The 21,649-nt window shown below is 63.0% G+C and carries 20 protein-coding genes; 10 read left to right on the forward strand and 10 right to left on the reverse strand.

The window, feature by feature from the left end; translation table 11 throughout:
- Window position 1: 1 nt before the first annotated feature.
- From VGE08_RS13680 to VGE08_RS13705, 6 genes are read right to left on the reverse strand one after another with little or no spacing between them, the layout of a single operon-like run.
- Window positions 2–1,477, reverse strand: coding sequence for a UbiA family prenyltransferase (locus tag VGE08_RS13680; protein ID WP_331068452.1), 1,476 nt, complete (start codon window positions 1,475–1,477; stop codon window positions 2–4).
- Between the two features lie 25 nt (window positions 1,478–1,502).
- Window positions 1,503–2,246, reverse strand: coding sequence for an SDR family NAD(P)-dependent oxidoreductase (locus VGE08_RS13685; protein ID WP_331068453.1), 744 nt, complete (start codon window positions 2,244–2,246; stop codon window positions 1,503–1,505).
- 2 nt (window positions 2,247–2,248) lie between these two features.
- Window positions 2,249–3,568: a class I adenylate-forming enzyme family protein gene (locus tag VGE08_RS13690; protein ID WP_331068454.1), complete on the reverse strand. Its 1,320-nt coding sequence runs from the start codon at window positions 3,566–3,568 to the stop codon at window positions 2,249–2,251.
- Window positions 3,565–3,810, reverse strand: coding sequence for an acyl carrier protein (locus VGE08_RS13695; protein ID WP_331068455.1), 246 nt, complete (start codon window positions 3,808–3,810; stop codon window positions 3,565–3,567). The genes VGE08_RS13690 and VGE08_RS13695 overlap by 4 nt, the downstream gene beginning before the upstream one ends.
- On the reverse strand, window positions 3,807–4,898 hold the full coding sequence (locus VGE08_RS13700; protein ID WP_331068456.1) for a hypothetical protein: 1,092 nt from the start codon (window positions 4,896–4,898) through the stop codon (window positions 3,807–3,809). The genes VGE08_RS13695 and VGE08_RS13700 overlap by 4 nt, the downstream gene beginning before the upstream one ends.
- Entirely contained in the window at window positions 4,899–6,362 is a 1,464-nt protein-coding gene (locus VGE08_RS13705) for an MBOAT family O-acyltransferase (RefSeq protein WP_331068457.1), read from the reverse strand. It lies immediately after the preceding gene.
- A 579-nt stretch (window positions 6,363–6,941) separates the two neighbouring features.
- Between VGE08_RS13705 and VGE08_RS13710 the strand changes: the two genes are divergently transcribed.
- From VGE08_RS13710 to VGE08_RS13735, 6 genes are read left to right on the forward strand one after another with little or no spacing between them, the layout of a single operon-like run.
- On the forward strand, window positions 6,942–7,352 hold the full coding sequence (locus VGE08_RS13710; protein WP_331068458.1) for a GtrA family protein: 411 nt from the start codon (window positions 6,942–6,944) through the stop codon (window positions 7,350–7,352).
- Between the two features lie 13 nt (window positions 7,353–7,365).
- Entirely contained in the window at window positions 7,366–8,211 is an 846-nt protein-coding gene (locus tag VGE08_RS13715; protein ID WP_331068459.1) for a glycosyltransferase family 2 protein, read from the forward strand.
- Entirely contained in the window at window positions 8,208–9,185 is a 978-nt protein-coding gene (locus VGE08_RS13720) for a lysylphosphatidylglycerol synthase domain-containing protein (RefSeq protein WP_331068460.1), read from the forward strand. Before VGE08_RS13715 ends, VGE08_RS13720 begins: the two co-directional genes overlap by 4 nt.
- Window positions 9,182–10,654: a hypothetical protein gene (locus tag VGE08_RS13725; RefSeq protein ID WP_331068461.1), complete on the forward strand. Its 1,473-nt coding sequence runs from the start codon at window positions 9,182–9,184 to the stop codon at window positions 10,652–10,654. Before VGE08_RS13720 ends, VGE08_RS13725 begins: the two co-directional genes overlap by 4 nt.
- Window positions 10,651–11,043 (forward strand): capsular biosynthesis protein, encoded by a 393-nt coding sequence (locus VGE08_RS13730; RefSeq protein WP_331068462.1) that lies wholly within the window; start codon window positions 10,651–10,653, stop codon window positions 11,041–11,043. Before VGE08_RS13725 ends, VGE08_RS13730 begins: the two co-directional genes overlap by 4 nt.
- Complete coding sequence (locus VGE08_RS13735) at window positions 11,040–11,777, forward strand: glycosyltransferase family 2 protein (protein WP_331068463.1); 738 nt, start codon at window positions 11,040–11,042, stop codon at window positions 11,775–11,777. The genes VGE08_RS13730 and VGE08_RS13735 overlap by 4 nt, the downstream gene beginning before the upstream one ends.
- A 22-nt stretch (window positions 11,778–11,799) precedes the next feature.
- Here VGE08_RS13735 and VGE08_RS13740 read toward each other — a convergent pair whose 3' ends face one another.
- The 4 genes from VGE08_RS13740 to VGE08_RS13755 form a co-directional block, all read right to left on the reverse strand.
- Window positions 11,800–12,660 carry a formylglycine-generating enzyme family protein gene (locus VGE08_RS13740; protein WP_331068464.1) on the reverse strand — a complete coding sequence of 287 codons (861 nt, stop codon included), beginning with the start codon at window positions 12,658–12,660 and terminating at the stop codon, window positions 11,800–11,802.
- 78 nt (window positions 12,661–12,738) lie between these two features.
- Window positions 12,739–14,748, reverse strand: coding sequence for a hypothetical protein (locus tag VGE08_RS13745; RefSeq protein WP_331068465.1), 2,010 nt, complete (start codon window positions 14,746–14,748; stop codon window positions 12,739–12,741).
- Complete coding sequence (locus VGE08_RS13750; RefSeq protein WP_331068466.1) at window positions 14,745–15,233, reverse strand: hypothetical protein; 489 nt, start codon at window positions 15,231–15,233, stop codon at window positions 14,745–14,747. The genes VGE08_RS13745 and VGE08_RS13750 overlap by 4 nt, the downstream gene beginning before the upstream one ends.
- A 189-nt stretch (window positions 15,234–15,422) precedes the next feature.
- Window positions 15,423–16,475: a DegT/DnrJ/EryC1/StrS family aminotransferase gene (locus VGE08_RS13755; RefSeq protein ID WP_331068467.1), complete on the reverse strand. Its 1,053-nt coding sequence runs from the start codon at window positions 16,473–16,475 to the stop codon at window positions 15,423–15,425.
- A 388-nt stretch (window positions 16,476–16,863) separates the two neighbouring features.
- On the opposite strand from VGE08_RS13755, the gene asnB reads away from it, so the two are divergent.
- The 4 genes from asnB to nadE all read left to right on the forward strand — a co-directional run bounded on the left by asnB (window position 16,864) and on the right by nadE (window position 21,648).
- Window positions 16,864–18,801: an asparagine synthase (glutamine-hydrolyzing) gene (gene asnB / locus VGE08_RS13760; protein ID WP_331068468.1), complete on the forward strand. Its 1,938-nt coding sequence runs from the start codon at window positions 16,864–16,866 to the stop codon at window positions 18,799–18,801.
- Between the two features lie 94 nt (window positions 18,802–18,895).
- Window positions 18,896–19,147, forward strand: a complete 252-nt coding sequence (locus tag VGE08_RS13765) for an acyl carrier protein (protein WP_331068469.1) — start codon at window positions 18,896–18,898, stop codon at window positions 19,145–19,147.
- A 6-nt stretch (window positions 19,148–19,153) separates the two neighbouring features.
- Window positions 19,154–20,650, forward strand: a complete 1,497-nt coding sequence (locus VGE08_RS13770) for a class I adenylate-forming enzyme family protein (protein ID WP_331068470.1) — start codon at window positions 19,154–19,156, stop codon at window positions 20,648–20,650.
- Window positions 20,647–21,648: an NAD(+) synthase gene (gene nadE, locus VGE08_RS13775; RefSeq protein WP_331068471.1), complete on the forward strand. Its 1,002-nt coding sequence runs from the start codon at window positions 20,647–20,649 to the stop codon at window positions 21,646–21,648. The genes VGE08_RS13770 and nadE overlap by 4 nt, the downstream gene beginning before the upstream one ends.
- The last annotated feature ends 1 nt before the right edge of the window (window position 21,649 follow it).

Genomic DNA, 21,649 nt, shown 5'->3' on the forward strand with positions numbered 1-21,649 from the left:
TTCAGACCGCCGCGAACACGATTGCCATCGACAGCAGCGCCATGATCAGGCTGCCGCGGTCGCGTGCTGCGAACAGCAGCGGATCGTCGTGCATTTCGTCGCGCGCCGTTTTGATCCACATGCGCCCGAGCCAGTAGAGAATGGTCCCGCACAGCAGCCACAACATCTCCGGGTGAGAGTACTGGCGCGCCACTTCGTCGCTGTCTATGTACAGAGCGAACACTTGTACGGCCGCGAAGCCCGAGGCCACACCCATCGTCTGCACCACGCCCAGATCGCTGGTCATGTAGTCGCGGCCGCGCGTCGCAGTGCCTTGGCTCTTCGACAGCAGTTGCAGCTCCGAGCAGCGCTTGACCAATGCGAGGCTGAGAAAGATGAACATCGAAAAAGCGAGCAGCCAGAACGACGGTACGACGGCGAGCGCGACCGCGCCACCGATGATTCTGAAGGTGTACAGGCCGGCCAGCGTGATGACATCGATGAGTACGTAAGTCTTCAGGCTCAGGCTGTATGCCAGGGTTGTCACCACATATGCCACGGTCACGCCCAGGAACAGCGGGCTCAGCTGCGCCGCTACGATCAGCCCCAGCAACAGCAGTGCTACCGACAGTGCGACGGCATTGCCGATCGGCACGAGGCCGGCTGCAATCGGCCGGAAACGCTTGCGCGGGTGTGCCCGGTCGGAACTGAGATCGAACAAGTCGTTGATGAGATAGATGCTCGATGCGCACAGTGAAAAGGCGAAGGCGGCGAACAGCACGTGGACGATCGCTTCGAGGTTCGACCACAGGTGGGCGGTGATCAGGGGGACGAACAGCAAGAGATTCTTCGACCATTGATAGACCCGAATCGCCTTGATGTAGGCGGACAAGCGGACCGGCTCGCGTGGAAACTCGGCGGTGATGTTAGTGAGGTGGCGCGCGCGGTCGGCCGTGCGGCGCGTGGCGTTGACGAGCACACCGGCCTGCGCATGTTTCCAGATGTGCAGATCGGACGAGTCGTTGCCAATGTAGACGTACGGTGAATTGCCGCAGTGCGCCTCGATGGCCTGATGCTTGTTCTTGCCCTTCAGGTTGTTTGCCTCGGAGCTCGCCAGCACCCCGTTGAAAAGTCCCAGGTGTGAAGCCACGCGCTGTGCCAGTCGCTCATCGGACGCGGTTGCGAGCACCAGGTTCCGGCCGCTCTGCTTCAGCTCCCGCAGATAGCTGATCAGCTCGGTTCGATACGGCAGGATGGCCGGATCGAGATCGAAATGCTCGGCGAGCCGCGCTTTGAGGTACGACCGGCCGCGCAGCGCCCATACGACGAGCGAGAAAATGCGCAATGGCGCATGGCGCAGGAATGCCAGTGCGCTCTCCAGCAGCAGATCGCTGCGGATCAACGTTCCGTCGAGATCGACATAGACCTGCGAGCACTCGCCTTGCGAAACTGTTCTCTCGAAGGTCGCGGTTCCCGATGCCATGGTTTCAGATGCCATGTACGCTGCACCCCCAGTCATATGCTCAGCAGCTCACGCCGCCATCCACCAGAATGGTCTGGCCCGTCACCATGGCGGCGCCGTCACTCAGCAGGAAGCGCACCACTGCCAGCACGTCCTGCTCGGACGCCAGCCTGCCCAACGGTGTTCGATGCAGGATTTGTGCAATTTGCCCGGTGTTGAGCGTCGAGGACATTTCCGTTTTCACGTAACCGGGGGCAACGCTGTTGACCGTGATCTGGCGCCGTCCCAGCTCGCGAGCCAGGGCTCGCGTCAAACCGTCCATGCCGGCCTTGGAGGCACTGTAGGCGGCCAGGCCGTTGTAGCCGCGGCTGCCGATGATCGAGCTGATGTTGATGATGCGCCCGCCGCGCTGCTTCAACAGATGATCGGCCGCCGCGCGCGCCATTTGGATGGCGCCGAGTAGATTGATCTTGAGGATCTTCTCGCTCTCGACATTTGGAAACGAAGCCAGGATGCCGGCCTGGGCGATACCCGCGTTGTTCACCAGGCCGTACAGTCCATCCTCGCCGGCCCAGGCGACGGCGGAGCGGACGAACGCATCGACCTGCTCGGCCTCGCCGACCTGGCACGGGCCCCAGAAAAATCTGCGGCCGTACTCCGGATGCGCCAGCAATCGCTCGATGTTCTCCGATTTCGAGCGGCTGCAGGTGGAGACTCGATAACCATCGGCCAGCAGGCCTTCGATCATCGCTGCGCCGAGCCCGCGGCTGCCGCCGGTAACGATCACGTGTCTGGTGGTGTTCACATTCAACCTTTCTTGCCGGAAGCCCCGACCTGGATGGAGTCGACGAGCTTCAATATGCGGGGAACCTGATAACCGGGCAGCCGCTCGCGGCAGGCCGTCAGGATCGCCGTGCGGGCGGCCGCCGCTTCCTGATCTGGAGCCGGCACGACATCCGCAGCGACCAGGAATCCGCTGATCGGATTGGGGACGCCGTATACGCGGGCCTCGACCACTTCCGGCAGGCCGAGCAGGAACGTCTCGACGGCCAGGGGATAGACTTTCGAGCCGCCGACATTGATGGTCGAGTCATCGCGGCCCAGCACGTACACGCGATCGCCGCGGATCTCGGCTCGATCGGTGGTGACGAGCCAGCCATCCTCGAGCAGCGGCTGGCGCGTTTCGGTCACATAACCGCGCATCGAATTGGCTGTCTTGATGTGCAGGAAGCCGTCGCGGATCCGCAGCTGCGTGCCTTGATTGGGCTGTTCCAGCCAGGCGCTCGGAAATCCTTCCCGCCCGTCGTGCACGGCGTAAACCACACCGGCTTCCGTCGAGGCATAGGTGTGCGTTATTCGCGCCTGCGGAAATTTCCGCTTGAGCCGGTCGAGTGTGGCCTGGTCGGCGGCCTCGCCGCCGAGCGTGATCTGACGCAATGGAATCTCGTTCTGGGAGGCGAGCATCAGGAACGAGCGCCAGAAGGTGGGCGTGCCGCTGATCTGCGTGACCTGTGCCTGCCTGGCTGCTTCGTAAAAGGCGGCAGGAGTGCGCTGGGGGGCGGTCACGATCGCTCCCCGTGCAAGGGCCGCCGTCAGGATGACCTGCACACCGGCGAAACCGGTGGGCTGATAAGTCAGCAGCCAGCGGGCCTCGCGGTTTCCCGGATACTGTGCGCTCGCGAGTACCCTGCCAAGCAGGGATTGCAGCGTGTGCGTGGCGATTTTCGGGCGACCGGTGGTGCCCGACGTCATCATGTAGATGCGCCCGGCGGGTGTTGCGCCTGTAGATTCCGCTGCCTGGAACGTGTCCGTGGCACCGATGATCGCCTGGATGGCGTGGGATTTTACGATCTCGTCGATGTGCTCGCGCGCCAGGTTCGTATGTGCGATGTATAGGTCCGCACCTGCGCGGTTGCACGCATCGATCGATCGCAGAATGTCCACCGGATCATCGCTAAGGACCATGGCGCGTTGAACTGCATGCTGCGCGAGCATGGACATGAGTGCGTCCGCACGGTGTTTGAGCTCACCGCGCGTTACACACTGCGTGCCGACGAACGCGAGCGGGGCTGCGTCGCCCTCGCGCAGGTCCAGTCCGACGTTCGCCTGTCCGATCCGCGAGCTCATCTGACGTAGAGCTTGGCGAGCTCGCCGGCAGTGCGGAACTCGATGAAGCCGTTCTCGAAAGGATCGAAGCCCATGACCTCTTCGAGCTCGCGAACCAGCATGGCCAGATCGAGCGAATCGATGCCGACACCACCTCCCAGCAACTCCGTGCTGGGGGTGAGCGTCGCGGGCGACTGACCCTTATCGCTCAGGATGCGCGTGACGATGGTGCTGATGTGTTCGAAAACCTGCTGTTCGCTCATTCGGATGCCTCAGTGGTTGTCATGTGCTGGCCAGCACAGATGGTGCGTGTGTCGAACTGCCCGACGATGTCCCGCGCCAGCCGCTCGGAGCGCAGAACCCGGCCGGCCGCGTTCAGGTGATAGACCGTGTCGAAAAACAGATCCTCCCCATAGACGAAGGCCGTCGGCGGGCTCGGCACCGTGAGCTGCGGAGCATGCTTGAGCTCCTCGTACAGTCCGTCGATGCTGCGCTGGTGGCGACGATAGAAAGAGTCGATCACCGGGGTATAGGAGATCAGTACGTTGACGCCTTCGGCGCGGACGTCGCTGGTGAATTGCTGTAGCAGCGGGATGACCTGCGGATCGCGCGGCGTGCCCGTCATGTCGATGCCGTCTTCGCGGTGTCCGGGCCAATCGACGTTCAGATGGCTGATCAGGTCGCCGTGCTCGGTGAATCCGGCGAGCGATTCGATCTCACTGATGTTCGGGCCCTTGCCGCCCTCCGGATTGAACAGGCGCAGCCACGCGTTACCGAGACCATCCCGCATCAGTCGTAGCATCTTCTGCTGGGCGACGTATGGAATCGTGCTCAATACCGCCTTGCGCTGGTCGGCGTCGAGATAGGTGAAGGCAGCCGGATTGGCTTTTACGATCATGAGCTGATCGGACGGCGTGCCACCGATGGCCTTGTGGTAGTTGTCGTACTCGAGCGCGACGACCACGATGTCGTTACGGTGCAGGAACGGCCGAACCTCGGACAGCATGTATTGCACGCCGAGATAACCGTTCATGCCCATGTTCACGACCCGGCAGCCGGTGTTGCGTTCGATGATCGTGCTGTCGATGCCGAAGGCGAGGTTCGATCCGCCAACCAGGATGATCCGCGGGCCGGGCAGGGCCGCCAGGCGCCCGTGCTTGAGCAGCGTCGCCTCCGCGTAGTCGTTGCCTTCGGGCACGAACAGGAACAGGGCCAGCACCGTGGCAACGGTCGCGAGGCCCAGCAGCAGGCATTTGCCGATGAGCGCGAGCGCGCTGCCACGAGGCCGTGCCACATCGGCGGACGATGTGTCTTGCACGGTGTTGCGATCGATGGGAGCGGTGGCGGACATCTAGAACCTGAAGTAGATGAATTGCTGCCCGATGCCGTAGTAGGCCCCGAGCAACGCGATGCTTACAGCACCGGCGTAGTAGGTGCTCCAGCGCAGCCAGGGGCGCTTCGCGAGCGTCGCGCCCACGTCAACTTTGCCCTGCACCGTCTCCACCGCCATTACGAAGGCGATACCCAGCAACGCGAGGCCAAACTCCGAATGGTTGTCGCCGACGAAATCCTTGACTGCCCAAACCCCTTCGGTCCAGCCGGTATGCAGGTGGGACATGATGTAGAGCGCATCGGCCATGCTGTTGGCGCGGAACAGGATGTAGGCGAAGCACACGAGCGTGAAGGTGACGGCGATCTTCACCTGCCGATGCAGTGTGGGCCGTGCGGCGAGGCCGATGGCTTTACAGAAGGCGACGCGCTGCTTCTGCGTCTGCAGCGAGATCACGATGTACAGGCCATGCAGCGCGCCCCAGGCGACGAACGTCCATTGCGCACCATGCCAGAAACCGCTCACCAGGAACGTGACGAACAGTCCCAGCAGCATGAGGTTGTAGAACTTCATCTTGAACACGCGCTGACGCGTCAGCGGCGTGTAGATGTAGTCGGTGAGCCAGGAAGTGAGCGAAATGTGCCAGCGCTTCCAGAAATCCTGGATGGAGGTGGCGAAGTAGGGGCGGTTGAAGTTCTGCATCAGCTGGTAGCCGAAGATGGCCGCCACGCCCAGCGCGATGTCGGTGTAGCCGCTGAAGTCGCAGTAGATCTGGAACGCGTACAGCCAGGTCGCCAGGGTCATGGCGACACCGTCATGCGCGTGGGGCTGGTCGTAGACCTGCTGCACGAAGGGCGCGATGCGGTCGGCTACCACCACCTTCTTGAACGCGCCCCACAGGATCAGCTGCAGGCCGGCCACCGTGCGCTGGTAGTCGAAGCGGTGCTCCAGATGCAATTGCGGCAGCAGGTTCTTGCCGCGCTCGATCGGGCCGGCGACCAGCTTGGGGAAGAAGGTCACGAAAAGCGCGAAGCGTCCCGCGTGATGCTCCGCTTTGGAGCCTCGAAACACATCGACCAGGTAGCCGATGAGCTGAAAGGTATAGAACGAAATGCCGATGGGCAGCAGGATCTGCAGCACCGGTATGGAGTACGACCACCCGGCCATGCCGAACAGCGAGCGCAGGGTCTCGTTGAAGAACGAGGTGTACTTGAAGACGATCAGATTGGCGGCGAGTGCCACGATGCCGAATGTCACCAGCCGCTTTTTGGCCGGCTTGTCTGGCGCCGCTTCGATCTTCAGGCCCAGCCAGAAACTCAGCGCGGTGGCCGCCAGGATCTGCACCAGATAGAACGGTTCGCTGACGCCGTAGAAGTACAGGCTGGCGCCGAGCAGCACGATCCAGCGCGAGCGTAGCGGGGCCGCGAAGTAGACGGCCACGACGACCGCGAAAAAGGTGAGAAACTGTAAGGAGTGGAATACCACCGCAACCTCGTCACGCGAACCAGCGACCGTCGTTCGGGCTGTGACGGCCCGGCCGGGTGTCAGTCACGGGCATGCCGAGATGCCTGACTGCAATGCCGTGTGTGTTTGACGTGCCGAGCTCGCTCGACGATCTCATTGCCGGCTGTATCCCGAGTTCGGCATCGCATGCGTAGTATAGACAAATCCAAAGTGGCCATCCGTGACTTGCGTCTCTGCGCTTCAGCTCGAAAGTTACGTTCAAGGGTTTCAAATGTGTTGCGAGGCTGGAAATAAAGCGGTTCTGGTGTCGGTGAACTTGACAGTCGGCACGCTCGAACCGTTGTCGGTTGTTCTGTTGCGCAATCTACCCAGGTCCACCCGGGGCTACCCCCCGGACGTGCTTCTGGATCCACGATGGCGCGCTTTCCGGACACGTGCTTACAGTCGGCATGAAAACGTGGGCCGTGTCACGGAGGCGGCGCGCAGGGGTAGCATATATTTTCAGTGCACGGCGGGACGATTGCCCAAGTGTGCAGGGGAGATGTCTTTGCCCGGGTGCGGTCCGACAACTATGACGATCGGCGTCGATGAGGGCTGTCGATGGTCGTAGCGCGACTGGATCGACTATTGCCGCGTCGGCGGGTGCTCAGCGTGCTGCGGTTCGCGGTCGTTTCGGGAACCGGCCTGGCGATCGATGTCGTGCTGTTCTTCGGCCTGGTGCAGGCCAGCATGCGAGCGGGCTTCGCCAATCTCATTTCGGCCGCCCTCGCCGTCACCTTCGTGTACTTTGTATCGGCCAGGCGTATCTTTGCCTACGAGGGTCGCTTTCTGCTGCCTTTGTTCTGTATCTATCTCGGCTATCAGGCGGCGGCGGTCGCGTTGGCCTCGTGGGCCGTCGACTCGATCGTTGCGCACGGAGCGGCTCCGATCCTCGCCAAGGGGTTGGTGTTGCCCGTGACCTTCACGGCCAACTACCTGTGCATGGCTTTCATTACTGCGAAAAAGGCTTGAGATGGCAGTTGCAATGGGGCGGGAGGTTGCTGGGGCGCGCGAACGGCGCGAGGGCCGCGTCCTTCTATTCATTCCAGCTTACAACTGCGCCCCGCAGATCCCGCGCGTGCTCGCGCAGCTGACGCCGGACGTGCGGGCGCTGTTGAGCGAGGTCATCGTCGTCGATAATCGCAGCGGCGATGGCACGCAGGCGGCGGCCGTGGCGGCGCTGTCGAAGCTCGATGGCATCGCAGCCAAGGTGCTGCTCAACGATGACAATTACGGCTTGGGCGGCTCGCACAAGGTTGCGTTCGACTATGCGCTGACGAATCGCTTCGACTACGTGATCGTGCTGCACGGGGACGATCAGGGCTCCATTGCCGATCTGGCGCCGTTGCTGCGAGCCGGCGCCCATCGCGAGGTCGACTGCCTGCTCGGGGCGCGCTTCATGAAGGGCTCGCGGCTGAGCGGATACTCGCCGCTGCGTACTTTCGGCAACCGGGTGTTCAATGCGATCTACTCGCTGGCGGCCGGCAAGCGTATCTACGACCTCGGCTCGGGGCTCAATGTCTACGCGGTCAGTTCGCTGAGCGATCGGGCCTGGCTGCGGCACGCCAACGACCTGACCTTCAACTACCACATGATTCTCGGCTCGATCGCCGGCCGGCAGCGCATTCGTTTCTTTCCGCTCGAGTGGCGCGAGGACGATCAGATCTCGAACGTCAAGCTGGTGCGGCAGTCCCTGCGTGTGCTCGGCATCGCTGCCGCCTATGCTTTCGATCGCCGGCGTTTTCTGGAAACGGACCACTCGGGCCGACCCGAGGGGCGATATGGTTACCGCGTCGTGTTCAGTCACGACGCGCTGGAGCGTGTATCGTGAGTGTGCGCGTCACGCAGTTGCGGGTGTTCGGTGCCGACCTGTCGGTCGTGCTCGGCCGCACGCTGCTGCTGCTGGCTCTCCTGGCGCTGGTTTACCTGGCGGTGCGAGTGGCGCTGGCAGGCAGCGAGCTTGCGAGCGCATTGGGCACATTGAAGTGGCAACCCACGGTCTCGCTCCTGCTGCTTGCTACCGGCACCTATCTGACCGGGCATGGCCTGCGAATCCTGCGTCTGGCACTACTGATCGGCGGTTGGCGCATCGGCTTTCGCGACCTCGCGAGCTTTCATCTGACGACATCGGCCGTGAGCCTTGCGATCCCCATGAAGCTCGGCGAGGTCTACCGGGTGCTGGAGCTGTCCAACATCGCCGGTGGCCTGGTGCGGGCGATCGTCATCGTCTGGTGTGAGCGGGCGTTCGACACGATCGTGATTCTGGCGATGCTGGTCCTGGCGCTGAGCAACGTGTCCGGTGCGCTCCCACAGTTTGGCGCGGTGGTGGCACTGGCGGCCGCGTTCATCGCCGTCACGGCGATCATCATCTTCCTCGCTCCGGACAACCTGCGCAGGCTGGCGGTTTTCATCGTGCGCCGTCACGACTCGAAAGCGACCGTGCCGGTGCTGCATGGGATCGATACGGTACGCCGCGCGATTCTCGAGGCGCCGCGACTGTTGCAGGAAAAAGTAGCTTCACTGGCCACGCTGACCGTGCTGATCTGGGGCTGCGAGCTGATCAGCTTCGCGCTCGCGCTTCCGGCGGTGGGCGGGAGTCTCAACATGGCGCTGGATGGCTTGCTGGCATTCCTTTCGGCAATTACTCGTGGCGAGACGCTGTTGCATCTGCTCGATCTGGATGCCGGGCAGCGCGGGGCAGGTGGGGCGCAGCTGCTGAGCTATATGGCCGCCACCCAAGTGCCGCTATTGGTCTGCGGACTGATCGCAGCGGCTCACTATGTACGGCTGCGGTTACGCACATGAGCCTGCATCTGATCTACGACGATACCGCGGTCGTTCCGGCCGGGCTGCGTGCCCTGGTCGGTGTGGACCGATATGGCAGCCTGGTCTTCCAACGACGTTCGCGGTTGGAAGCAATGCGCTCGCTTGCTGCGGCGGCGGGCGCGCAATTCGTCCATCTGCATGAGGTTGCCGAACGCGCCGCTTTGCTCGAGCGCCTGCGCGAGGCGGACCTCGAGGAGACTTTCCTGCTCTGCGCGTCGCACATCGTGCCCGTCAGCTCCGAGGATGCCCTGAGTGTATTTCTCAAGCAGCTGCAGTACGTGCCGACCGCGATGTATGTGCCAGTGGAAGGAACACGGGACCGTAGCGGCTGGCTGCTGATGCGGACCGGACTGCTGTCGCAGTTCCTGCTCAAGCAGGAGCAGCGCGATGTTGCCGGCTTCTTCGATCAGTACGCGGAGGCTTTCGTCGAGGTGCGGGATCGCGTGCGTCTCATCGACGTGAGCGAGGAACGTACGCTGCTGGATTTTCTGTCCGGACAGTTCGATGCCCGGCATTTCAACGCCATCGCGCACGACGAGTACACGGTCACCAAGCGCTCCCGGGACCGCGCCAAGATGAAGCGCGAGTTCGACTTCTATCGGCTGGTGCCGCCGCAGATGCAGATGTTCCTGGTGCAGCCGTTCGACTTCCAGGACGACGGCACGACGGCCAGCTATCGCATGGAGCGACTGTGTGTGCCTGACATGGCGCTGCAGTGGATGCACGCTGCCTTCAGTCCTGCAGAGTTCGAGCGCTTCCTGGCGCATATTTTTCACTTCTTCTCGATTCGCTCGGAGCGTCGCGCTGCCAAGGCGGAGGCGCACGCGGTGCAGCAGGCGCTTTACGTGGACAAGGTGCGCTCGCGTATCGAAATGCTCGAGCGTGCACCCGAATATGCAGCACTGCGCCCGCTGCTGGAGCGGGCTTGCGGAGGAATCGCCGCACTCGTGGACCGATATCTGGCGCTTTGGGACAGGATGCGCCGACGCCTGCCGTGCGACCGGCTGGTTGCCGGGCACGGCGATCCGTGCTTCTCCAATGTGCTGTATTCCAAATCGAGCCAGTATCTGAAGCTGATCGATCCGCGCGGGGCGGAGAGCGAAGCGGATCTCTACACCGATCCCTACTACGATATCGCCAAGCTGTCGCACTCGGTGGTGGGCAACTACGATTTCATCAACCTCGGCAAGTTCGACATCCACGTGGACGAACGTTTGCACCTGCGCCTGCAGATCGAGAATCCGCCGGCGCCCTGGGCCGCCGAGCTGTTTCGCCGTCACCTGACCCGGGCCGGCTACGACTTCGAGCTGACGCGGCTGTGCGAAGCGAGCCTGTTCATTTCCATGATGCCATTGCACATCGACCGGCCGCGCAAGGTACTGGGGTTCGCGATCAACGCTGCGAACCTGCTCGACGAATTGACAGGCGAGGGGAGGAAGAACACATGATCCGGCGAGAGCGCTGTATCGTGATCGATGTGGACGGCACGCTGTGTCACAAGAAGCGGCCCGACCAAGCCTACGACGAGGTTGCGCCGGCACCGGACGTCGTGGCGACATTGCGGGAGTATCGAGCTCGCGGCTTCTACGTGATCCTCGCCACCTCGCGCAACATGAATACGTACAGCGGCAACATTGGCCTGATCAATGCCAATACCCTGAAGCTGCTGTTCGCCTGGCTCGATCGCCACGAAATTCCTTATGACGAGGTCCACGTCGGCAAGCCGTGGGCAGGCAAGGGCGGTTTCTACGTGGACGACAAGGCCATCCGGCCGGACGAGTTCACGCGTCTGTCGTACCAGCAGATCTGCCAGCTCGTCGGGGAGGATCAGTCTTGACCAGCGTCGTCATCACGATGGCGGGCTTCGGACGGCGCTTTCTCGATGCAGGCTACACCGTGCCGAAATATCGAATCGTGGTGCACGGACGCTCGCTGTTCGCCTGGTCGATGCTGAGTTTGCGCAGTTTCATCGAGCAGGGTGCGCCGTTCACTTTCGTGGTTCGTGGTGCCGATCAGGCCGAAGACTTCATACGCAGCGAGGCTCGCGCCCTCGGGATCGTCAGCCTGGGGCTGGTGCAGTTGGATACGCCAACTGACGGGCAGGCGACCAGTGCGATGCTGGCGCGCCCTGCGATCGAGGAACCGCGCGCGCCGATGTTGATCTACAACATCGACACTTTTGTCCATCCCGATGCTTTGCCGGCGCATGCCGTGCGCGGCGCGGGGTGGATTCCTTGCTTCGAGGCAAAGGGCGATGCCTGGAGTTTCGCCGCAGCCGATCAGCAGGGACGCGTTACTGAAGTGCGTGAGAAGCAGCGCATCTCCAGGCATGCGACTATCGGTCTTTATTATTTCTCTTCGTTCGAGCGTTACGCGGAGATCTACGCCTGTCACTACGCCGATCGGACACGCATGGAAAAAGGCGAAGCCTATGTCGCGCCGATGTATAACACGCTGATCGCGCAAGGCGACGAGGTTTTCATCCACGACGTGCCCGTGCAGGCGGTCATCCCGCTGGGCGTGCCGGAGGAGGTCGAGCGCTTCCGTGCCGGAGAAGCGCCGCAGCTCTGAGGTCGGTTCTCGTTTCCTGAGCTCAGAGCGTCTTCGCGACACGAAAGCCGATGACGCGATCGCGCTTGTCCGGGGTCTGGTAGGCGCGATAAGCCGAAGTGACGCGGCCAGGATTGCTGTACCAGGCGCCGCCGCGTATGCCATGCCGTTTGCAGTCTGCCTTCCGCACGGCGCTGCCGTCGACGGGCGCATTCGCATAACTCGGCTCATAACAATCTTCGACCCATTCGTAGACGTTGCCGTGCATGTCATGCAGGCCGAAGCTGTTCGGGGGGAACTGCCCGCCTGGCGCAGTGTTCTCCCATTGATCGCGCTTCGCTGTAGCCCCAGTGCAGCATTTGCGGCGTCCGTAGTTGGCATAGTCATGGCTCGCACGCTTGCCCCAGGGATACCGCGTGTCTGTCCCTGCGCGCGCAGCATACTCCCACTCAGCTTCGGTCAGCAGGCGATAGCTGGCGCCGGTGCGAGCGGATAGCCACTGCACGTAGGCTTGTACGTCTTGCCAGGATACGTTCAGAACCGGACGCTCGCCGCGTCCGAAGCCGGCGTCATCAGGCTGATAGCCGTTGCAGCCGCCGTTGCGAACACATTCGTTCCATTGGTCGTGCGTGACCTCGAATTTGCCGGCAGCGAACGGCCGCGTGATCGTCACGGTTCGCCGCGGTTGTGCGTCCAGCGTCAAATCACGCTCCCACCACGTAGGTTCCGCGCCCATCACGAAGGACCCTGCGGGTATGACGATCATCTCGGGACAGGCGTCGCAATCGCGGAACGACTGCGTCGAGGCCGGCGGCGTCGGCATGGATGAGGCAGCAGGCCATAGATAACTGATGCCGGCCGCGGCGATGCTCACGAGCGCAAGGACGATCAGGATCCGACGCATGCTAAAGCCCTGAATGAGAAATCGCATATTGTCTATATAACGCGAAGCAAGGTGCTGCCGTCCGAACGGTCGGCAACACTAGAGTCCCAGCAGCGATCCAAAAAGGTAGGCGAAGTTCGCCACGATCTGCGCCGGGGCGACCAAGGGAATGAGCGCGAACAGTGCGATCGCCGCCAGCATGCCCGACTGTATCCATACGACCGTGCGTGCCGATGCGTTCCGCAGCAGCAGGCTCAGTGCCAGCAGCGCCCCGCCGTAGAACCACGGTTCCAGCAATCGCGAACGCAGCCAGATGGCCAGCTGATGGTTCGCGGTGTACGACTCACCGGGTGCGGAGACGAAATCGTAGAGTGCGAAGCCGATGGGCTGAGCGATCAAGCATAGGGCGAGCGCCCACAGCACGAGCGTGAGTGTGCGTTCGGAGTAACCTTCGGCGCTCGGCTGCCTCCAGAGCGTCCAGCCCAGGACGGCGGTCGTTGCCACGAGAGGGAGCCCGTAGGTGCGCACGAACATGCCGAGCGAGGCGCAATGTCCGGTGAGGTTCCGAAAGCCCCATTCATAGCCGCCGTAACAATAAGGCGACTGGCTCAGCTGCAGTACCGGCTTGTACATCGCTTCGGAGAAGCGGTCTGCAATCTCGACGCCGGACCATGGCCAGATACTGCCGAGGGTCGGCCATACGCTGTTCAAAAAAACGTTGCCGAACAGCAGCAGGCCGAGTACGCACCCGATGCAGAGCGCCGCAGCAGCCGTGAGCGCGAAAGTTCCGCCAGCCGGAGACTCCGGTTGATGAGCCCTTGCGCGTAGCAGCCCCCAGATCATGATGACGGCAGCCAGCAACGCAGTACCCAGCAGTGTGCCGAACTGGACCTGATCGGGAATGTCCGCAACCCCGTATGTCACTGTGAACGCGGCCAGCATCAACAGCGCTGCCAGGCAGGCTGCTCGCCACATTTCCGAGGCGCGAGCCGCGCCGGGGGCGAGCGCCGTCAGCGCTCCGACCATTACTCCCCAGAGCAGGACGAGCACGACATGAAACGGCATGCTTGAAAGACCCAGGCCCATCAGCAAGGCGAGCACCCATGCCATGGGCGACGGCTTGCGATCGATGGCAGCCATCGCGGCAACCAGTACCAGCGGCAGAACCGCAACCAGGAAGCGTGATATGTGCAGGGTGTAGCCGAGCGGGCTCAGGGAATCGAACAACAACCGCGAGGAAAACGGGTTCAGCGACAGCGAGGCGCAGCACACGAACGCCACCAGCAGCGCAGCGCTCAGTCGATCCACCGCAAGGCTACGGACGGCGACGTAAGTCAAAGCGACCACGCCGACGCGCCCGAACGCGAGCTTGATCCAGTAGACGAAGGTCAAGGTGCGACTTGCATCCGCGCCGGGATCCATCCAGCCGTAAACGATCGGGTACAGCAGCGCAGCCTCGTCGTAGTGTTGCGATATCAATGGCCAGTGTCCCGGTGCGCCGATGCCATGGACCTGGGTCAGGAAGATGTGGTTGATGAACCAGACGCTGCCTTCGCCGACCACGTGCGCCCGATCGACGTGCACGGAATAGATGAGCGCGGCTCCGAGCACGAGCGCGAGCCAGCCCGTCAGGCGCCAATCGATGCGCAGGGCGCCGGGTCCCTTGCGCTTCCAGCCGTCGAACAGGATGTATCCGCAGGCGCACCCGGCGGCAGCGGTGATGAAAGCCGGCGCCAGTGAATTCGGCAGGAGTACGGTAACGATGCGCGTCAACGCGATCAGCAGGAAGGAGCCGGGAACGATGCCGGCGAAGAACAGGCATGCGTTCGAGGCGACGTGACGCTCGCCCCATAGAGGGCGGACTATCCAGGCGTATCCGATGAGCCCGGCGGCCACTTGCAAGGCCAGCGTTGCAACGATCGCGGCGAGCTGCACGCCCGTGAAGGACAACAAATCCTGGCCGTAGCCGTAGGTGGTCCAGGGGGAACCGAACCGTGGGCCGTTGACCAGATCGCCCCAGGTAGACAACGCGAGAACGAGCCAGACGGCGACTGCGGCGAAGGCGGCATATGCCAGTGCGCGGTTCCAGTCGAGGCCGATAAGTTTCATTCCGGCAGGTCCGGCGCTGACGCAGGCATCTCGGGTGTGGCCGTCGGGGCGTTGCACAAGGCACTCAGCTTTTGAACCAGGTGGCCGATGCTGCGTTCCTGCTCCGGAGACATCGCGGCGAGCCGATTGCCGAGCTTCTCGGTCGTGATCTGAACCATGTCTGCGATGACTCGCGGAGCGAGAGCGGCTGCTCCCACGAGTGCGCCACCGAGCACACCGAAGGTGATCAGACCGATCATCGTCATGCGAATGATCGTGGCGCGTACCAGCTCACCGCGCTGCTCGCGCTGCAGAGTCTGCAGCTTGTGCTTCAGCGCCCCGGCGGCGGCGTCCACTCGCACCAGATCCTGGAAAGCTTCTGCTGGCGAGTTGCCCGTGCCGGACAGTGGCGTGTCCTTGAGGCGGAAGACAAAGGTCTTGCCGTCGGTGAAGAATTCCCCTTGGATCAGATCGGCCTCTTGGTCTTTTTCGAGAAGTTGAGCCATGCATCGCTAAGCCAGAGTCAACTGGCCACCCCCGTTCGAGTTGACCGCGCAGCGAAATGTTTCAGCGCGTGCGTCGGCAGACAAAGCCATCGAATCGACCCAGTGTAAACCAGTGTAGACCAGTGCAGGCAATTGTGCAGAACGCACGTGGCGCTTTGTGACTTGCCTTGAGCAATCCGCTTTGCAGCTTCACGCATGTTCCGAGCCTCGGATCGCCGCGCTCACGCGCTGTACGGTGGCCTCGGTGACGTGCGCATGTGTCGGCAGGGTCAACAATCGGTCGGCGAGCCGGCTTGCGTTCGGGAAGGGTCCCTGCCTCGCGACGATCTCCGGGACACCTGCGATCTGCGGCAGAGGCGCGCCGTACAGGTGCGTTGCACCGTGACCTTGCTCTTGTAACGTTTCGATGAGTCGATCGCGGTGGTCACGGTCCTGCGCGAGCAGTGGCAGGCGCAGATGGCGCCCCGCTATCGTTGGCTCAGTCGAGCGAAGTACGGTCAGGCCATGAACTGACCATTCGTCGAAAGCAGCACGCCAGACCCGCAGGTTGTCCGCAGGTTCGGCGTTGTATTGGATCAACGCAGCACCGACCTGTCGCCATGCCGAAGCAGGCAGCGCTTTGATCCTCGTCAGGGGCTTGAACGTCGTCGCGCCCACGCCGAGTCCGGGCAATCGTGAGGTATAGCCGTAAAGGCGTGGATGCGTGGCGGCGTTGAAGGCGATCGCCGCCAGCCGCGAGCTCATCGCGAATTCTTTCAACTGCTCGCCCATCGACGAGAGGGCGGTGATTTCTTGTGCGTCCCTGGCAACGAGCATGCCGCCGCGGAGCGCGTTGGCCGGCTTGCCGCGTCCGAAACTCAGGACGGTGTATTGCGGCTGTTCGCCCGGTGACCACCTGGGTATGTGCTGCGCGCTGTCGGCGATCAGGGCTACGCCGCGCGAGGCTGCGAAGCGTTGCAACTGGGCGTGATCATCGCCGATGCCGAGGAGGTTCACGGCGAGCACTGCCAGAGTGCGCTCGGAAACGCTGCGCTCGAGCTGAATCCGGTCGTAAGCCCAGTGGTCCGCGGCGACATCGACGAGCCGCGGCGTCACGCCGGCGAAGAGACATGCGCTGACCAGGTCCGGACAGCCGTAGGCCGGCACGATCACCTCACTGGCCTGTGTATCGCGCCCGCTGCGGCAGGCGAGGATCGCCAGGGCGAGCGCCTGGGTGCCGGATTCGAGAAGATGCAGCGACATGCCCGGGAAAAGCTCTTCGAAGGCCCTACGGGCGCGTTGCTCGCTGGGGCGGGAGAGGGGGGCGGGTTGTCTGACTGGCGGCAGTCGGATGGGCACGATGGAGAGTTCCGGCGGTCCGCGGGCGGACGAGGCTATTTCATTGTTCGCAGCCGGCACGTGTCAATCCGATGCGACGGTACGTTCGCCTGCGACTTCAGGGCACTATGTTCTCATCCACGGCCTGCGTTAGGGTGCGACCGGCTTCGCATTGGCCTGCTACGGTGTGAACGTATTCACGAGAAAACAGGCCGGTACGGAGTAAAATCGCGCCGCTCACCCGCCGGCCCCAGCGTCGGTCCCGTTGAATCGCTGCAAACACCGTTTTTCAGGCCAACCCAGGTTACACCTCTTGTGCGGAATCGCCGGAATTCTCGCCCCCGCCGCTCATGAGGTAACGCGCTCGGAGCTGGAGCGCATGATCGGAACGCTCAGGCACCGGGGACCGGACGGCTTCGGCTACTACCAGGACGGCTCCGTGGGCCTGGCGCATGCGCGCCTGAGCATCATCGACCTGGCCACGGGCGACCAGCCGATCGCCAACGAAGACGGCTCGATCTGGACCGTGTTCAACGGCGAGATCTTCAACTACGTGGAACTGCGCGCCACGCTGGAGAAGGCCGGCCATGTGTTTCGCACCAGCTCCGATACCGAAACCATCGTCCACGCCTACGAGGAGTATGGCGACGACTTCGTCCGACACCTCAACGGACAGTTCGCGATCGCGCTGTGGGATCGCAATCGGCGTCGCCTTCTGCTGGTGCGCGACCGCGCCGGCATCCGCCCATTGTTCGTGCATCATGACGGCCAGCGGCTGTTGTTCGGTTCGGAGATCAAGGCGATTCTCGAGCTGAGTCCGCGCGCGCGTCGCCTGGATCTGCACGGGCTGGCGCAAGTGTTCACGTTCTGGGCGACGGTCGGCGAGCGTACGGCGTTCGAAGGGGTTCGCAGTGTGCCGCCCGGCTGCATGCTGAGCGTGGAGAATGGCCGGGAAACCCTGTCCCGCTATTGGAGCTGGAGTTATCCGCCGGCGGGCGAATATTCGCGCGCGTCGTTCGCAGAGGCGGCCGAAGAGCTGCGGGCTTTGCTCGCGGATGCTGTGCGTCTGCAGTTGCGGGCCGATGTGCCGGTGGGGGCGTACCTGAGCGGCGGACTCGACTCTTCGATCATCGTCAGCCTGATCCGCCAGCTTTCCAATGTGTCGTTGCGGACGTTCTCGGTCTGCTTCGATGATGGCGAGTTCGACGAAAGCGAGTATCAGCAGACCATGGTCCGGCATCTCGGCACGGATCATACGGCCGTCCGGTGCTCGCATCGGGACATCGGCGCGGCCTTCGCACGCCTGATCGAGCACACCGAGACCCCCATCGTGCGCACCGGGCCGGTGCCGCTGATGCTGTTGTCCGGGCATGTGCGCAACTCCGGTTTCAAGGTGGTGTTGACCGGGGAGGGCGCCGATGAAGTGTTCGCCGGCTACGATCTCTTCAAGGAAGCCCAGATCCGCCGGTTCTGGGCGCGCCAGCCGGGTTCGCAGTGGCGCTCGCGGCTGCTCGACAGGCTGTACCCGTATCTGCGGCATTCTCCGGTGGGCACCGGCGTCTATGCGCAATCGTTCTTCGGCCAGGGGCTCGCGGACGTCGGCTCTCCCTTCTATGCGCATGTTCAGCGCTGGCTCACGACCAGCCGACTGCAAGCGTTTCTGTCCGGCGAAGCCAAAGCACAGCTCGCCGGTGTGAAGCCCGAGGAGGAACTGGCCGCGATGCTGCCGGCGGACATCGGCTCCTGGAGCGGACTCAGTCGGGATCAGTACGTCGAGGCGCAGACTCTGCTGTTCGGCTACCTGTTGTCTTCCCAGGGCGACCGCGTGGCAATGGCCAACTCCGTGGAAGGGCGTGTTCCGTTTCTGGATCATCGGCTGATCGAGTTCGCGAACAAGTTGCCGCCGAGTTACAAGCTGCGCGGCTTGACGGAGAAGGCGGTGCTGCGCAAAGCCGTGCGGGACCTGCTGCCTCCGACCATTGTGAATCGCGTCAAGCAGCCCTATCGGGCGCCCGACAGCCGCTCGTTCTTCGCCGGAGGTGAAGGCGAGGCGCTGGTCGAGGACCTGCTGAGTGCCGAGCGCCTGCGGGATGCCGGCTATTTTGACAGCGCGATGGTCGGAAGGCTGGTCGACAAGTGTCGCGCGGGCCGGGCGATCGGGTTCGCGGACAACATGGCCTTCGTGGGAATATTGTCCAGCATGCTGGTTCATGACGTATTCGTCAGGCGGGCGGTGCTGGCCTCGGCTTAGAATGTTAGAAATGCGGTTGGGAAAGTGCGCCGAGCGACTTCCCCGGCCTTGACGAGTTGCGGCGCGCGGCCTTCCAAAACAAGCGGGTTGATTCATGTCGATACGACAGCAGGTCAGGCACTTCATCCTGACCAACTATTTGTTCACCGACGACGAGCAGCGGCTGGCCGATGCCGAGTCGCTGATGCAGAACGGCACCATGGATTCCACGGGCATCCTGGAGCTCATCATGTTTCTGGAAGAGACCTTCAACATCAAGGTCGCCGACGACGAGATGGTCCCGGCCAACCTCGACTCGGTATCGAACGTCGTAGGCTTTGTCGAGCGCAAGCAAGCCGCGCGGTGATCGGCGGTGACAGGGTTCTACAGCCTTGTCGATGGCCTGGTGCGCTCGGCCGAGCGGTATCCGGGCCGTTGCGCTCTCAAGGACGGCGCACAGAGCATCACTTACGAGCAGCTACTGGAGCGCGCCACGGCGTTCTGCAGGCAATTGCGCGCGAGCGGGCTGCAGGCTGGCGATCGCGTTGCCCTGGTTCTGCCCAATGGCGCCGATTTCATTGCCGCCTGTTATGGCACATGGATGGCAGGCGGCGTGTCGGTATGGCTGAACGCGACCGCCAAGGCACGTGACTTCGCCGCCTGGCTGGGCAACTGTGATGCGGCGTTCATCGTGGCCGAGCCAAGCAACGCCGAACTGACAACCGCGCTGAGTGCGCTGACGCGTGCACCTCTGTCTCTGCAGATCGGGATGGCAGGATTGGCAGCCGGGGGGGTGCAGCACGCGCACGCGATTGTTGCCGACGATCCGGCCGTCATCATGTACACCTCCGGCACCACTGGTCGACCGAAGGGCGTGGTGCTCAGCCATCGCAACCTGGCGGCGAACACGACTGCCATCGTCGAGTACCTGCGGTTAACGAGCGAGGACAGCATCGTTACCGTGTTGCCGTTCTACTACTCGTATGGCAGTTCGGTACTGCATACCCATCTGTGGGTCGGCGGTTGTTTGATTCTCGAGAAGAACTTTCTCTATCCCCACGCCGTTATCGAGAGTCTCGCGCGAGAGCGCGCGACCGGATTTGCCGGCGTGCCGTCGACCTATGCTTTGCTGTTGTCGCGTGTGAATTTGAGTACATACGATCTGTCCGGCATTCGCTACCTGACTCAGGCGGGCGGCGCGATGTCACCAGCGCTGACCCAAAAGTTGCGCGAAACGATGCCAAAGGCGTCGTTGTTCGTGATGTACGGGCAAACGGAGGCAACCGCGCGCCTGACCTACCTGCCGCCGGAGCGTCTCGAACAGAAGCTCGGCTCGGTCGGAATCCCAGTACCCGGTGTGCGGATCGAGATTCGTGCGGAAGATGGTGCTGCGCTGCCAGCCGGCGCGGTCGGCGAGGTCTGGGTCAACGGCCCCAATGTGATGTTGGGGTACTGGCGCAACGAAGCGGCCACCGCCGAGATCAAGCGCGATGGCTGGCTCAAGACCGGCGACATGGGACGCCTGGACGATGAGGGGTTTCTCTATCTGGTGGGCCGCCGCAGCGACATGATCAAGTCGGGCGCACACCGGATCTATCCGCAGGACATCGAAGAGGCGATCGCAGAGTTGCCGCAGGTGCAGGAGGCGGCTGTGGTCGGCGTCGACGACGAAGTGCTGGGCCAGGCGATCCGCGCCTTCGTGGTTCCGGCAGGCAATGAGCCATTGACGCCCATGCAGGTGCAGGCTCATTGCCGGGCGCGCCTGGCAAATTACAAAGTACCCAAAAGTGTGGAGATCGTGACCAGCTTGCCGCGCACTGCCAGCGGCAAGGTACGTCGCGCCGAGTTGCTAGAGAGGATCAAACAATGACGCGATCATCGCCGAAGCTGTCCTGGGATGTTTTGAACATCGATCTGGAGGCCGAGGCCAATCGCATTGCAGAGCGGTTGCGCGACGTGACATCGCGCGTACTGCACAAGCGTGGCCTGGTTGTAGCAATTTCCGGCGGTATCGACAGCTCTGCATGCATCGGGCTCGCCGCGCGTGCAGTGGGGCCGCAGCGGGTCTTCGCGTTGATCCTTCCCGAGCGTGACTCCTCGGACGACAGTGCCTCGCGCGCCATCGAGCTCGCCAATCATCTCGGCGTTGCCTACGAGAAGCAGGACATCGCCCCGGCGCTCGCCGGCATCGGCTGCTACAAGTGGCGCGACGAGGCCATCCGCCGCGCCATTCCGCAGTACGGCGAAGGCTGGCGCATGAAGATCGTCATCTCCGGCGGCACGGAAGGGCGCTTCAATCACTTCCGGCTGATCGCCATCGCGCCCGACGGCAAGCAGTACGACGAGCGCCTCAACCTGCAGGACTACCTGCAGATCGTGGCCGCCACCAATTTCAAGCAGCGCCTGCGCAAGACGCTCGAATACTTCCATGCCGACCGGCTCAACTACGCCGTGGTGGGTACGCCGAACCGGCTCGAATACGACCAGGGCTTTTTCGTAAAGAACGGCGACGGCTCGGCCGACGTCAAGCCGATCGCGCACCTGTACAAGAGTCAGGTCTATGCGCTCGCCGCGCACCTCGGGCTGCCCGAGCGCATTTGCAAAGCGGTGCCGACCACCGACACCTACAGCCTGCCGCAAGGGCAGGACGAGTTCTACTTCGCGCTGCCATATCGCGAGATGGATCTGGCGCTGTGGGCTCACAATCACGGCGTGCCGGCCAGCGAGCTCGGTGAGGTCCTGGGCATCGCAGCCGACAAGGCACAGTTCATCTATAACGACATCGAGGCGAAGCGCCGCACGACGCAGTATCTGCACCGCGCCCCAGTGCTCATGGAGGAAGTGGGCGAGATCCACGCGGCCGGTTAGC

It is taken from the genome of Steroidobacter sp., assembly GCF_036406195.1.
Taxonomy (GTDB): Bacteria; Pseudomonadota; Gammaproteobacteria; order Steroidobacterales; family Steroidobacteraceae; genus Steroidobacter.

Bases quoted from the DNA above. Each gene is read 5' to 3' on its own strand.
- VGE08_RS13755 (WP_331068467.1), bottom strand. From the start codon at position 16,475: ATGTCGCTGCATCTTCTCGAATCCGGCACCCAGGCGCTCGCCCTGGCG.
- VGE08_RS13740 (WP_331068464.1), bottom strand. From the start codon at position 12,660: ATGCGTCGGATCCTGATCGTCCTTGCGCTCGTGAGCATCGCCGCGGCC.
- VGE08_RS13680 (WP_331068452.1), bottom strand. From the start codon at position 1,477: ATGGCATCTGAAACCATGGCATCGGGAACCGCGACCTTCGAGAGAACA.
- VGE08_RS13695 (WP_331068455.1), bottom strand. From the start codon at position 3,810: ATGAGCGAACAGCAGGTTTTCGAACACATCAGCACCATCGTCACGCGC.
- VGE08_RS13710 (WP_331068458.1), top strand. From the start codon at position 6,942: ATGGTCGTAGCGCGACTGGATCGACTATTGCCGCGTCGGCGGGTGCTC.
- VGE08_RS13765 (WP_331068469.1), top strand. From the start codon at position 18,896: ATGTCGATACGACAGCAGGTCAGGCACTTCATCCTGACCAACTATTTG.
- VGE08_RS13715 (WP_331068459.1), top strand. From the start codon at position 7,366: ATGGGGCGGGAGGTTGCTGGGGCGCGCGAACGGCGCGAGGGCCGCGTC.
- VGE08_RS13690 (WP_331068454.1), bottom strand. From the start codon at position 3,568: ATGAGCTCGCGGATCGGACAGGCGAACGTCGGACTGGACCTGCGCGAG.
- VGE08_RS13750 (WP_331068466.1), bottom strand. From the start codon at position 15,233: ATGGCTCAACTTCTCGAAAAAGACCAAGAGGCCGATCTGATCCAAGGG.
- VGE08_RS13745 (WP_331068465.1), bottom strand. From the start codon at position 14,748: ATGAAACTTATCGGCCTCGACTGGAACCGCGCACTGGCATATGCCGCC.
- nadE (WP_331068471.1), top strand. From the start codon at position 20,647: ATGACGCGATCATCGCCGAAGCTGTCCTGGGATGTTTTGAACATCGAT.
- VGE08_RS13730 (WP_331068462.1), top strand. From the start codon at position 10,651: ATGATCCGGCGAGAGCGCTGTATCGTGATCGATGTGGACGGCACGCTG.
- VGE08_RS13700 (WP_331068456.1), bottom strand. From the start codon at position 4,898: ATGTCCGCCACCGCTCCCATCGATCGCAACACCGTGCAAGACACATCG.
- VGE08_RS13725 (WP_331068461.1), top strand. From the start codon at position 9,182: ATGAGCCTGCATCTGATCTACGACGATACCGCGGTCGTTCCGGCCGGG.